12 protein-coding genes are annotated in these 11,910 nt (G+C 63.4%); 2 read left to right on the forward strand and 10 right to left on the reverse strand.

What is annotated here, in order from left to right; translation table 11 throughout:
* Entirely contained in the window at positions 1-909 is a 909-nt protein-coding gene (locus BLV45_RS11390) for an alpha/beta fold hydrolase (protein WP_090532937.1), read from the forward strand.
* Positions 899-1,714, forward strand: a complete 816-nt coding sequence (locus BLV45_RS11395) for an IclR family transcriptional regulator (RefSeq protein WP_090532939.1) — start codon at positions 899-901, stop codon at positions 1,712-1,714. Before BLV45_RS11390 ends, BLV45_RS11395 begins: the two co-directional genes overlap by 11 nt.
* Positions 1,715-1,866: 152 nt before the next feature.
* On the opposite strand, the gene BLV45_RS11400 is transcribed toward BLV45_RS11395, so the two are convergent.
* The 10 genes from BLV45_RS11400 to BLV45_RS11445 all read right to left on the reverse strand — a co-directional run bounded on the left by BLV45_RS11400 (position 1,867) and on the right by BLV45_RS11445 (position 11,836).
* Positions 1,867-3,216: an MFS transporter gene (locus BLV45_RS11400; protein WP_090532941.1), complete on the reverse strand. Its 1,350-nt coding sequence runs from the start codon at positions 3,214-3,216 to the stop codon at positions 1,867-1,869.
* Positions 3,217-3,341: 125 nt separating this feature from the next.
* Positions 3,342-4,265: a LysR family transcriptional regulator gene (locus BLV45_RS11405; protein ID WP_090532943.1), complete on the reverse strand. Its 924-nt coding sequence runs from the start codon at positions 4,263-4,265 to the stop codon at positions 3,342-3,344.
* 313 nt (positions 4,266-4,578) lie between these two features.
* On the reverse strand, positions 4,579-4,869 hold the full coding sequence (locus tag BLV45_RS11410) for a gamma-butyrobetaine hydroxylase-like domain-containing protein (protein WP_090532945.1): 291 nt from the start codon (positions 4,867-4,869) through the stop codon (positions 4,579-4,581).
* A complete protein-coding gene (locus tag BLV45_RS11415; RefSeq protein ID WP_090532948.1) occupies positions 4,866-5,861 on the reverse strand; it encodes a HEAT repeat domain-containing protein in 996 nt (331 codons plus the stop codon). The genes BLV45_RS11410 and BLV45_RS11415 overlap by 4 nt, the downstream gene beginning before the upstream one ends.
* Positions 5,862-5,903: 42 nt before the next feature.
* A complete protein-coding gene (locus BLV45_RS11420) occupies positions 5,904-6,692 on the reverse strand; it encodes an ABC transporter ATP-binding protein (protein WP_090532950.1) in 789 nt (262 codons plus the stop codon).
* Positions 6,689-7,468, reverse strand: coding sequence for an ABC transporter permease (locus tag BLV45_RS11425; protein WP_245753238.1), 780 nt, complete (start codon positions 7,466-7,468; stop codon positions 6,689-6,691). Before BLV45_RS11425 ends, BLV45_RS11420 begins: the two co-directional genes overlap by 4 nt.
* A 121-nt stretch (positions 7,469-7,589) precedes the next feature.
* Positions 7,590-9,017, reverse strand: coding sequence for an ABC transporter substrate-binding protein (locus BLV45_RS11430; protein WP_176954136.1), 1,428 nt, complete (start codon positions 9,015-9,017; stop codon positions 7,590-7,592).
* 36 nt (positions 9,018-9,053) lie between these two features.
* The gene (locus BLV45_RS11435; protein WP_090532956.1) at positions 9,054-9,299 is read right to left on the reverse strand and encodes a 4Fe-4S dicluster domain-containing protein; all 246 of its coding nucleotides are present in this window, start codon (positions 9,297-9,299) and stop codon (positions 9,054-9,056) included.
* Positions 9,300-9,311: 12 nt separating this feature from the next.
* Positions 9,312-11,063 carry a fumarate reductase/succinate dehydrogenase flavoprotein subunit gene (locus tag BLV45_RS11440; protein WP_090532958.1) on the reverse strand — a complete coding sequence of 584 codons (1,752 nt, stop codon included), beginning with the start codon at positions 11,061-11,063 and terminating at the stop codon, positions 9,312-9,314.
* Positions 11,063-11,836 carry a GntR family transcriptional regulator gene (locus BLV45_RS11445; protein WP_090532960.1) on the reverse strand — a complete coding sequence of 258 codons (774 nt, stop codon included), beginning with the start codon at positions 11,834-11,836 and terminating at the stop codon, positions 11,063-11,065. The genes BLV45_RS11440 and BLV45_RS11445 overlap by 1 nt, the downstream gene beginning before the upstream one ends.
* Positions 11,837-11,910: the final 74 nt, after the last annotated feature.

The following is an 11,910-nucleotide window of genomic DNA, read 5'->3' on the forward strand; positions in this document are numbered from 1 at the left end:
ATGAATGTCGATATCCAACATCACAAAGCGGCAATCAACGGATTCGACATGCATTACGCGTCCTGCGGACAACCGGGCCGTCCGTTGCTGCTATTCGTCCACGGCTTCCCGGAATGCTGGTCCGCGTGGTGTGCCCAGTTGAAGCGCTTTGGCGAGCACTACTTCGCTGTTGCGCCCGATACGCGCGGCATCAACGAATCATCAGGGCCCGAAGCGGTGTCTGGCTATCGGGCCGGGAATATGGTGCGCGACCTGGCCGCGCTGATCGAGCATCTGGGCTACCAGCAATGCGTGGCGATTGGTCATGACTGGGGCGGTGCGATCGCCTGCGCGTTGGCCCTCGCGCAGCCGGAACGCCTGCGGGCACTGGTGATGATCAACGCAGTCCATCCCGGTGTGTATCGACGCGAACTGGTGGAAAATCCCGTCCAGCAGGCCGCCAGCGCCTACATGAATTTTTTCACGTCGGAAGGGGCCGTCGGGAAGATTCGCGCCGACGATTGCGCATGTCTCCTCGATATGTTCTCCGAAGACGGGACTTTGCCGTCATGGCTTGACGCCGTGACCCGGCAATCGTATCGCGACGCATGGTTGAAAGCCGGGTCGATCGAGGCGGGAATCAACTACTATCGTGCATCGGCGCTGCATCCGGCGACACCTGAAGATCCTGGCGCTTCAGCCGTTTTCTTCAACGACGCGGACATGCAGGTGCGGGTGCCCACCCTGATCCTTTGGGGCGAGCAAGACCGCTTCCTGCTGCGAGGATGTCTGGACGGCGTGGAACACTACTTTGCGCAACTGCGCGTCGAGCGCATTCCGGAAGGCAGCCACTGGGTCGTTCATGAGTTTCCACACAAGATCAACGACCACCTTGCGGCGTTCCTGAACGAACTGGACGATGGCGACTAAAGACCCTGCACGCCGCGTAGTGAAGCCCGTTACGCGAGAGCAAGGCGACCGGCAGTTTGCCAGCACGCTCGAGCGCGGTCTTCGGGTGCTGCAGTGCTTTTCTGTCGATTCACCCGAGCTCGGAAACGCCGAAATCACCCTGCGCACGGGCTTGCCCAAAGCAACGGTGTCACGGCTTACGCACACCCTGGTCAAGCTGGGTTATCTCGAACGCAGCCAGGGTAATGCCGGGTTCGGACTGGGCATGGGCGTACTTTCTCTCGGCTATCCGCTGCTCGCCAGTCTGCAACTGCGTCGTCTCGCGGCGGGACCGATGAAAGACCTCGCCGATCTGATCGACGGCGCGGTGGCGATCAATGTTCGCGCGCACCTGAGCGTGGTGGCGATAGAGAGCGCGATCGTGAGAGATGTTCTGGGTGGCAATCCGTCCGTCGGACGCACGCTCCCGCTGCTGTCCTCGGCCACGGGCATGGGATGGATGATTGGAGCGAGTCCTGACGAACGTCAGCGCGCTGTCCGTGAACTGGAGCATGCGGAGCCCGGCAGCTGGGCACGAAGCAAGCCCGGCTACGACGCGCTCAAGAAGCAGTTTACGCAGTTGGGGTATATCAAGCTCTCCAACACCCGGCGTATCAACACCACCGCCATGGCCCTGCCACTTCGCCGTCGACCGGGGTCCGGACTCATGGTCCTCTCGTGTGTGCTCGATATCAACGAGCAGGAGAAAGAGGTACTCGAACAGCGCGCAGGCAACGCCCTCCTCGCCACCGCCCAGATCATCAACGCGAAGCTGCTGAAACCCTGAGCGGATGGCGCCTGCGACCTGTACTCTGGTCCAGGGGCGGTTCCCGGGTACGAATGTGCCGTTGCGCACACACTCGTTACGGCGGGCGATGCCGGCTCCGGAAAAGTCGACCGATTGAAATACATCGCCACGCGCCGATCGTGTTCAGGAAATCAGACACCGCGCTGCGCAGCCGCGGATTTGTCTGCATGCGACGACGGGGTTGTCGGCGCCGGGCCGCCGGCCATCGCCTGTGCCATCGCCGCGAATCGCCGCCGATCTCCGGCGGGATCGACAAGCCATGCTGAAATCACGCCACCCGCGACCGCGAACGCACCGGCTGCCAGCATGCCGGCGCGATAGCCGTTGAGCGGATCGCCCGCCACGTCGATGAGTTGCCCCATGACGGCCGGCGTCACCAGGCCAGCGAGCGTGGTAATGCAGACGTTAATACCGAGCAGTCCTCCTCGTTGGGCGGCCGGGACGATTTCGCCGGCGAGTGTCACACCCGTCGTGAACGTGAACGACGCGAGTGAAAACGCGAGGGTGACCGCGGCGATCAGAAGTGGCCCGTGCGGCAAAGAGGGAATCAGCGCGAGCGCGACACCCGATATCACCACGACCGCGCCGCCCAGTGTTCCGCGAGCATGCCGGCTCGATACGCCACGCCGCATCAGGCGCTGCGACCACCAGCCGAGAAGTGGCGCGGAAACCATCTGGCCGAATGCGGGCAATACGATGATCCAGCCGACCTGAAGCAGCGAATATCCGGCCACGCGCACGAGATAGCTCGGCAGCCAGATTGTCGACAACGTGAGAAGGACGTAAGCGGAAAAACCCGACAGGTTGCCAGCGAAGCAGGTGCGCGACAGCAGCAGCGTGCGTAACGGAATGCGTGCAGACGACGTCGTCGGCACGCCGACCGCGCCGTGCGGCAGCGCGTCGAGCGGACCTTCATGTCCGAGCCAGAGCCAGACCACGCTCCACGCGACGCCCACGCCTGCCAGCACGAGAAACGCCGAGCGCCAGCCGAACGCGACGATGATCCACGTGACGAGCGGCGCGATCAGTCCCGCGCCGAATGCAGCGCCGATCGTCAGCAGCGACGTGGGCAACGCGCGCTTTTCATCGACGAACCACTTGTAGAGCGCGTGGACCGCGACCGGATAGGCTGGCCCTTCACTCGCGCCCAGCAGAACGCGCGATACGATGAGTGTCGTGGGTGCGGCGACCAGCAGCAGCGGAAGTTGCGACAGCGACCATATCAGGGCCATCGCCAGCAGCAGCCAGCGGGTCTTGATGCGATTGGCGAGCAATCCAACAAGCAGCGAGGACAGTGAGAACAGCGTGAAGAAACTGGCGGCAATGCGTCCGAACTGGCCGTGCGTGAGATGGAGTTCACGCATGATCGGCCCTGCTGCGAGACCGATGACCGCCTTGTCTGCAAAATTGATCGCGAGAAAGAAAAACAGGCAGATGAGGATGATCCATCGATGCTGGATATTGCGGGGCACAGCTGTCATGTCGTCTCCTGTCGCGGCTATTTCGCCGGGCGTTGCCCGTTACGCTGCCACGTGGGGATCATTGGACCGCGTGCCCATCAATAAGGCAATTGCATAGTTTTCATAAACTCAATGCATGGACCACATTAATCGGGGGAAGCCGCCGGCGGATGGGCCGCGGCGATGCGCCGGATCGCGACGATGCACTGCTGCGCGGCCGGCGAAAGCGTACGCCCCGCCAGATGGGCAATTCCGCACTGAAGCGTGAGTGGCGAACGGGTGGGCAGCGAAAGCGGCACGAGTTCCGCCGTGTCGGCCGGGCGCCACATCGCATTGGTCGTAAGCAGCACGAGTGCGTCGGTCTTTTTCGCGTACTCCTGCAGAACGTTGACGTCGTTGCAGGTCAGATGAAATTCCATCTCCTGATTCGGCGCGTAGCGAAGCCACTTGCGAAGCGACTGTTGCATGGCATCAGGCAGTGGCACGGACAGGATCGGGTAGTCGTGCAGCGCCTGCGTTTCCACGTTGTTTTTACCGGCAAGCGGATGCCCCTTGCGCACGAACCATGCCGCCCGTTGTTTCGGCAACGAGATAAAGTCGATCTCGCTCGTGGCCGGGAATCCGCGTATGTCGATCATCACGAAGTCGAGCGCTTCCTCCTGCAACAGTGTCAGCAGCGGCTTCCAGTTGTCCACCGTCACGTTGACACGCAGCCCGGGATGATTCCGTGCGAGGTCGTCGAGTGCCGCGGACAGCAGCATGGCGGCGGGGTATGGCCCTGCCCCGAAGTTGACCGAACCGATGTCGTGATTCTTCATCAGGTCGACATCGCGTAGCAGGCAGCGTGTCTCGAACAGTACCTTCTTCGCGCGCCGCACGACCGTCTGCCCCGTCGGGGTGATTCGCACTTCGCGTGTCGTTCGATCAAAAAGCGCCGTGCCGAGAAATTGCTCGATGGCCTGAATGCTGCGGCTCAATGCGGGTTGACTAAGGTGGACGCGCTGCGCGGCACGCGCGAAGCTGCCCTCCTCAGCCAGTGCGACGATATGTTCAAGCTGACGTAGATTCACGACCGTCCGATAGATTGCCTGGCCCTTTGCCAGATTCGGGCACGTCGGCCGGGCAAGATAGACACCTCGAGGACTGCCCGATCAGCGGTATGAGTCTGGGCGGCCTGGTTACAGACTGGTCTTGTCGATATATGCCATGTCTGACAGGGCGAATATAGTGAGAAGCGAAATCGCCGTCAATCAGGATGCCTGGCATCTCGCGTTTGTACAGCGTGAGTGGCGACCGGCGAGGTCGGCATGGCCGATTCTTTTATCTTGAAGCTCGACCGGTTCAAAGATCATTCAACCTGTCCCCGACGGATTACCGCTTCGCTCACACCGCATCACCCCCCAGCGCTTCCAGAAACGCCCACGGAAAAATACCCTGCGCGTGCCCGTCACTGAAAACGAGCTGCACGCCATACGCCATCGATTGAATATCCATCACGGCGACACCTTCCGCGGCGCGCACCTCGTCGCCCGCAACGCGCACGCGCCGGCAGGCCGCGCACGGACAGGCGCTGCGCAACGCGCCGTGGCTCAAGCGCTGCGTCACCGCGTCGGGCCAGTGCAGCGTCATCGTATGCGTGCGGGAATCAAGCTCGACTCGTACGGGCATCTTCATGCCGGGTGGCCTCCAATCTGTTGCAGCGCGATGCGTATCGCCTTGCGTACTTCCGGATCGGCGTCGCCCTGGGCCGCCAGAAGCGCTGGCAACGCGCCACTGTCGCCGAGTTCACCGAGCGCGAGCGCCGCCTCCTTGCGCAGATTGCTGATGGCATGCGAGAGCAACACGGCAAGCGCCGGTCCTGCGGCCGCATCGCGCAAGCGACCGAGCGCGCGTGCTGCCGTCAGCCGGACCTGCCAGTAGGGATCGTCAAGCGATACAACCAGCGCCTCGCCGGAGCCTGGCGCGCGCAGTTTGCCCAACGTCGTCGCGGCTTCTTCACGCACTTGCCACGCGTCGTCGCGCAACGCGCTGAGGAGCGCATCGACGATCGGCGTCGTGGGCTCCGGGCACAGTCCGAGCGCACCCACCGCCGCGCGGCGCACGTCGGGATCGGCGTCGCCGGCAGCCACTGACGCGAGTTGCGCAAGCGCGCGCGGGTCCTTGAGCCATCCCAGTACGCCGACCGCCTCGAGACGCACCGTCGCCAGCGAATGCGAGAGCGCGCGCAAGGCCGGATCGAATGCATCGGCGAGCCGCAATTCGCGCAGCGCACGCAAGACCGCCACCTGCACGAAGGGCTCCGTGCGCGCGACCCAGCGCAGCAACACCTTCCCCGACGTCGCGTCCTTAAGCTCAGAAAGACTCTGGGCTGCGGCCAGACGCACCGCTTCGTCGCGATCGAGCAGCGCGCCGCACAGCGCGTCGACGACCTCCTCCCTCTCCCACGCAGCAAGCACGCGTGCCGCCTCGCGGCGCACGTCAGCCGAATTGTCGTGCCGCAACGCATCGACGATCGGAGGCAACAGGTTTTCGTCTTCCAGATCCGCGAGTTCAAGCAGCGCGATGCGGCGCACCACGGGGTCGCCGTCGGAGAGGCGCGGCAGCAGCACGGAAGCCTCGGGGTCCAGCGCGTCGGGGTCGAATGTCAGCGGGGGAAAATCAGTCATGAGTCGCTTGGGATGAAAACAAAAATCGGAGTGAATCTCTCTTCAGGCCGCCTCGCGCAGCAACGCGAGGCACCGCCGCTTGATGTCGATGAACCCGGCGGCAACGGTGCTTTCGTCGTCGCGCGGCCGCGCGAGCGGCACGGCGATATCGGCGACGATCCGCGCAGGCCGGTGCGATAGCACGAGAATGCGATCCGCCAGAAACAGCGCTTCGTCGATATCGTGCGTGACGAAGAGCACGGTGGTCCGCATGCGCGTCCATATGTCGAGCAGCAGGCGTTGCATCATCCGGCGGGTCTGCGCGTCGAGCGCGCCGAACGGCTCGTCCATCAGCAGGACGTGGGGCCGGTTGATCAGCGTGCGCGCGATCTCCACGCGCTGCTGCATGCCGCCCGACAGTTGCACTGGATAGCGCGATTCGAAACCCTGCAAGCCGACGAGCGCCAGCAGCTCACGTGCCTCGCGATGCCGCTCCGCGAGGCAGAGCCCGTTCATCTTGAGTCCGAACGCGACGTTGTCGATCACGCGCTTCCACGGAAACAGCGTGTGCTGCTGGAAGACGAGACCACGGTTGCGGTGCGGACCGTCGACCGGTTCGCCATCGACGGCGATCTCGCCGCGCGTGAGCGCCACGTGACCCGCCATCGCGCCGAGCAAGGTGGATTTGCCGCAACCCGAAGGACCGAGCACGCAGACGAATTCGCCCGGCTCGATGGTGAAGTCCAGACGGTCGAGCGCGGTGAAGCGCTCGTTCGCCGGGCCCACGTCGATGCTGACGGAACGGACGTCGACGCGTCCGACGTCCGCGCCGGTGACCGGCACGGCGCTCATCGGCGAACCTCGCTCAGCCGGTACCACGGCATCAGCGCAAGCCCCAGCCGCTTGACGAGCACGCTGCTGCCCATGCCGAGCGCGCCGATCAGCAGCATGCCGACGACGATGTCAGCGTAGTTCTGCAACGTGTACGACTCCCACGTGAAATAGCCGATTCCGTACTGCCCCGCGATCATCTCGGCCGTGATCAGGCAGAACCACGCGGTGCCCATGCCGATCGACAGGCCGGTCACGATGGCGGGCGCGGCGCCCGGCAGGATCACTTCGCTGAAGAGCGAAAGACGGCGCGTGCCGAGACTGCGCGCCGTCGCGACGAGACGCGGGTCGACGCCCTCGACGCCATGAATGGTGTTGAGCAGAATCGGGAACAGCGCGCCGACGAACGTGATGAACATCATGCTCACCTCGGACGACGGGAACATCAGGATCGACAACGGGATCCAGGCAACGGCGGGAATCGGGCGCAGCACTTCCAGCGAAGGCAGCAACGTGTCCTCGAACGCGCGGTACCGTCCGATCGCGAGGCCAAAGCCGATGCCCACCGCCGCGGCCGCGCAGAATCCGACCAGCACGCGCGTGATGCTGGAGAAGAGATGCATCGGCAGCTTCGGCGAATGCAGCAGATGCCAGAACGCCGGCGCGACGTCGGTGGGCGCGGGCACGTTCGCCATTGTCACGAAGCCGAGCGACGCCTTGTATTGCGCCGCGAGCTGCCACAGGCCGAGACATGCGAGCAGCGAGACGCAACGCCAGATCCATCGTCCGGCGGGCATGCCGGACGATACCCGTCCGGAGGCCGACGGCATGCCGCCGCTTTCGGTACTTGCAAGAGAAGTTGCCATGCTTGAATTCCTCGCAGGGTGGGATGCCGGGCTGAAACCGCGTTAACCTGTGTTAACGCGCGGCCAGGGCCTGGGCAGCGTCGGCGCGCGCCGACGCGTAATCGACGACGTTTCCGCTGACCTGCTTCGCGTAGGTGTCCGCGCTCGTCCTCAACAGGAACGCCGCGATCTGTCCGTTGGCCGAGCGGACATACCATGCCTGACTGGCGAGAAGCTTCAGGCCGGTCCCATGGTCCTGGGCGAACACGGCACGCACCTTCCTGCTCTGCTTCGTCAGGTTTTCCAGCGCGCCGAATGCCTCCTGCGGCTGCGCGTAGCTGCGCACCCTGCTCTCACCCTCCACCCATATCTGGGCGACGTCGTTAAAACGGGTGATCGGCTTGCCCGTCTGCGCGTCGTTTGCGACGAGCGGTTGCTTCGCGTAGTTGGCGAGCGCGGCGGCATAGTCGAGCCCTGACTCCTTGAACGCCTGACGGATGAACTGGTCGTCGATGATCGAGCTGGTGTCGAGTTCGACGTCGGTCTTTTTCAGCAGCTTGAGCGTGTCGATCGCGTTCGCCACCGCCTGGCGATATTCCGGCTTCCAGGTGAGGTCGCGCGTCTGCAGGCCGAGCGGCCCGTGGTACAGATAGTCCACGGTCGCCTCGATGCCGGTCACCTTTTCGATCAGCAGGCTATATTTTTCGGGGTCCTGCGCCATCAGGCGATTCGCCTCGATGGTTGCGCGCAGATAGGCGACCACGATCTCCGGATACTTCTTCGCGTAGTCGACGTTGACAAGCGCGCCGTGGAACGTCGGTGCATGGGTTTGCGAGCCGTCGTAGATTTTTTGCGCGAAACCCCGATACGGGAAAAGATCGGCGAACGGCACGAAATCGGCATGCGCGTCGATCTTGTGCGCCTTGAGCGCGCTGCCGGCCACTTCCGGTGCCTGCGTGATGATGTTGACGTCGGTCTCCGGATCCCAGCCCTGCGCCTTGATCGCGCGCAGCAGCATGGCGTGCGAGGTCGAGGCGAACGGCACCGAAATCGTCTTGCCCTTGAGGTCCGCCAGCGAGTGGACCGGCGAGCCAACCGGCACGACGATGCCGTTGCCGCTGCCTTCGGTGCTACCCGAGAGCACGGTGATGAACTCGCTCTTCTTGCCCGCTTTCCTGAACGCCGCCGCGTTGAGCGTGCCGGGAAAATCGGCCATCGCGCCGAAATCGAGCCTGCCCGCCACCATCTCGTTGGTGAGCGGCGCACCCGACGTAAAGTCCTTCCACTCGATGTCGTACTGGACGTCCTTGTACTTGCCGTCATGCGGCAGGTATTTGTCGAGCAGATGCAACTCGCGGATCATCAGGCCGCCGGTCGCGCAATTGATCGTCGTATCCTGCGTGCCGATCGCGACGCGAATCGTCTCGGCGCGCGCGACGCCCATCGATGCAACAAGGAAGACAGGAACCGCCAGAGCTTGCATCCATTTAAGACTTTTCATCACACAACCCCGAATGAATAACGGTGGAACGCCGCGTTAGCGCAGCAGATAGGGAATCTCGACCTTGACCGCTCCGGTCGGACAGTCCTGTTCGCACGGCATGCAGTACCAGCATTCGTCGAATTTCATATAGGCCTTGCCTTTGGTGAGGTCGATCGCGAGCAGGTCCAGCGGACAGACGTCGACGCACACGGTGCAGCCCTTGTCCGCGATGCACCGGCTTTCGTCGACGGTGACGGGCGCCGTGCTGCGGTGGAATATCTCGTGAGGCGTATGGGACATGGATGGCTCCGTTCAGACAGATTCCGGCGCGAGCGCGGGTTCAGGTGCCCGGGCGCCGATACGCAGTTTTTGATAAGCCTGGCTTTCGTGGTCGCCGAGCGGAACCACATACGGTTCGACCGGACGCTTCACGCTCGTCATCCGGCCGGACGCGTCCTTGAACAGGTGCGTGTGGCAGAACCACTCGGCGTCGTTGCGCTGCGGATAGTCCACCCGATGGTGATAAAGCCCCCAGCGGCTCTCGGTCCGGAAGAGCGACGCGCGCGCCGCCATTTCCGCGCAATCGCGTATGGCCCGAACCTCAGCCGCACGCATCAACTCGTGCGGGTTGTCCGCCTTGATGTCGCCGATATCGGCGCTGATTTCCTCGAACCGCTGCAGCCCGATTTCCATCTTGCGCGTGACCTTGGGCGGTTGCAGATAGTCGTTCACCATGCGCCGCAATTTGTATTCGACCTGCGCCGGCGCGAGTCCGGTTTCGCGTTCGAGCGGTGCATGGATCCGCTGCCGCTCGGCGGCGATCTGTTCGTCGTCGAGTGGCGAGAACGCACGTCCCGCGACGTCGCCGGCCGCGTTCCATCCCGCGAACCAGCCATAGGTGAACGCGCCCAGCATGTAGTTGTGCGGCACCGCCGCCATGTCGCCCGCGGCGTAGAGACCCGGCACCGTGGTTTGCGCGTGCTCGTCGACATACACGCCCGACGCGCTGTGGCCGCTGCAAAAACCGATCTCGGAGATATGCATCTCGACCATCTGCTGCCGGTAATCGGTGCCTCGCCCCGCATGGAAGCGTCCGCGGCTCGGACGTTCGTTGGTGTGGAGGATGTCCTCGATGGTCCGGATCGTTTCCTCGGCGAGGTGATCGAGCTTCAGGAACACGGGCCCGTTGCCGCTTTGCAGTTCCTGATAGAACTCCCACATCATCTGGCCGCTCCAGTAATCGCACTCGATGAAGCGTTCGCCCTTGCCGTTGGCGGTAAAACCGCCGAGCGGTCCAGTCACGTACGCGCAGGCCGGGCCGTTGTAGTCCTTGATGAGCGGGTTGATCTGGAAGCACTCGAGGTTCGCGAGTGCCGCGCCGGCGTGATACGCCATCGCGTAACCGTCGCCGGCGTTGGTCGGGTTCTCGTACGTGCCCATCAGGTAGCCCGAGGCCGGCAGCCCCAGCCGGCCGGCGGCACCGCAGCTCAGGATCACGGCCTTCGCGCGCACCACATAGAAGTCGGCGGTGCGGCAGTCGAAGCCGAGCACGCCGCAGACGCGCCCGGTCGCATCGGTCAGAAGCCGCGTCGCGACGATCCTGTTGGTGATGGCCACACGCGCGCGCTTGAGCTGGCGGTAAAGCACCTTCTTGATGCTGTGACCTTCGGGCATGGGCAGCACGTACGAGCCCATGTGATGTACTTTCCTGACGGCGTAGTCACCCGTGCCGTCCTTTTCGAACTTCACGCCCCAGCGGTCCAGTTCCTCGATGGTCTTGAAGCTGTGGCGCGCGTACGCATACACCGCTGACTGATCGACGATGCCGTCGTTTGCAATGGTGATCTCACGCGTGTACTGCTCGGGCGTCGCGTGGCCGGGGATGATCGCGTTGTTCAACCCGTCCATGCCCATCGATATCGCGCCGCTGCGCTTGACGTTGGCCTTCTCGAGCAGCAGCACCCTGAGCGACGGATCGCGCTCTTTTGCCTTCACCGCAGCCATCGGCCCGGCGGTTCCACCGCCCACCACGACTACGTCGTATTCCAGAACATGTGTGTTCATCACGCTTTCCTCGCATTTCTGCGTTTCTTTTCACGGTCGATGCGCATCCGGTACTGGAATGCGTCGCCGCGAAAATAAAGGTATTCATAGTCGATCGGCGTGCCGTCCGCGCAATGGGTCAGGCGCTCGATCCGCAACACGGGGCTGCCCTCCTCCACCTGCAGCGCGGCGCCGATGTCGTCGTCGGCGAGGATCGCGTCGATCGACACATCCGCATGGCCGAGCGACAGTCCGCAGTCGTTTTCGAGGATCAGGAAGATGTCGCGCGTCACGAGATCGGCGTTCGCGAGACGTTTTTCGAGCGCCTCGGGTACGTACGTGACTTCCAGCGAGACCGGCGCGCGGTTCAGCATCCGCACGCGGTGAATCTCCACGACCCGCGCGCCTTCCGGCAGGTGCAGGCGGGAAGCGATATGGCGATCCGCGTTGATGACCCGAAAGCGCTGCAGCCGGTTGACGATTTCATAACCCATCGACGACATCGCCTCCGCGAAGCCCTGCAGCGACGTCACGTTCTGGAATGCCTTGGGTCTGGAAACGAAGGTCCCCTTGCCGTGAATCCTGAACAGCAAGCCCTCTTTCTGAAGGTCGCCGAGCGCCTGCCTGACCGTGATCCGGCTGACCTCGAACATCGCGCACAGCTCATGCTCGGATGGCATCTGGCTGCGCGATGCATAGGTCCCGTCGAGGATGCGTGCGCGCAGCACCTCCTTGATCTGGACGTAGAGCGGCACAGCCGATAGCGGCAATACAGTGGCAACGGAGTGGGTCATCGCAACTTGTCATGACAAGACGAAGCGAGTCTAAACAAGCTGTTAAACGCGACAAACGAAGATTTTCTGATATC

It is taken from the genome of Paraburkholderia sartisoli, from assembly GCF_900107685.1.
Taxonomy (GTDB): domain Bacteria; phylum Pseudomonadota; class Gammaproteobacteria; order Burkholderiales; family Burkholderiaceae; genus Paraburkholderia; species Paraburkholderia sartisoli.

Bases quoted from the DNA above. Each gene is read 5' to 3' on its own strand.
- BLV45_RS11415 (WP_090532948.1), bottom strand. From the start codon at position 5,861: ATGACTGATTTTCCCCCGCTGACATTCGACCCCGACGCGCTGGACCCC.
- BLV45_RS11440 (WP_090532958.1), bottom strand. From the start codon at position 11,063: ATGAACACACATGTTCTGGAATACGACGTAGTCGTGGTGGGCGGTGGA.
- BLV45_RS11410 (WP_090532945.1), bottom strand. From the start codon at position 4,869: ATGAAGATGCCCGTACGAGTCGAGCTTGATTCCCGCACGCATACGATG.
- BLV45_RS11395 (WP_090532939.1), top strand. From the start codon at position 899: ATGGCGACTAAAGACCCTGCACGCCGCGTAGTGAAGCCCGTTACGCGA.
- BLV45_RS11400 (WP_090532941.1), bottom strand. From the start codon at position 3,216: ATGACAGCTGTGCCCCGCAATATCCAGCATCGATGGATCATCCTCATC.
- BLV45_RS11435 (WP_090532956.1), bottom strand. From the start codon at position 9,299: ATGTCCCATACGCCTCACGAGATATTCCACCGCAGCACGGCGCCCGTC.
- BLV45_RS11390 (WP_090532937.1), top strand. From the start codon at position 1: ATGAATGTCGATATCCAACATCACAAAGCGGCAATCAACGGATTCGAC.
- BLV45_RS11430 (WP_176954136.1), bottom strand. From the start codon at position 9,017: ATGAAAAGTCTTAAATGGATGCAAGCTCTGGCGGTTCCTGTCTTCCTT.
- BLV45_RS11425 (WP_245753238.1), bottom strand. From the start codon at position 7,468: ATGCCCGCCGGACGATGGATCTGGCGTTGCGTCTCGCTGCTCGCATGT.
- BLV45_RS11420 (WP_090532950.1), bottom strand. From the start codon at position 6,692: ATGAGCGCCGTGCCGGTCACCGGCGCGGACGTCGGACGCGTCGACGTC.
- BLV45_RS11445 (WP_090532960.1), bottom strand. From the start codon at position 11,836: ATGACCCACTCCGTTGCCACTGTATTGCCGCTATCGGCTGTGCCGCTC.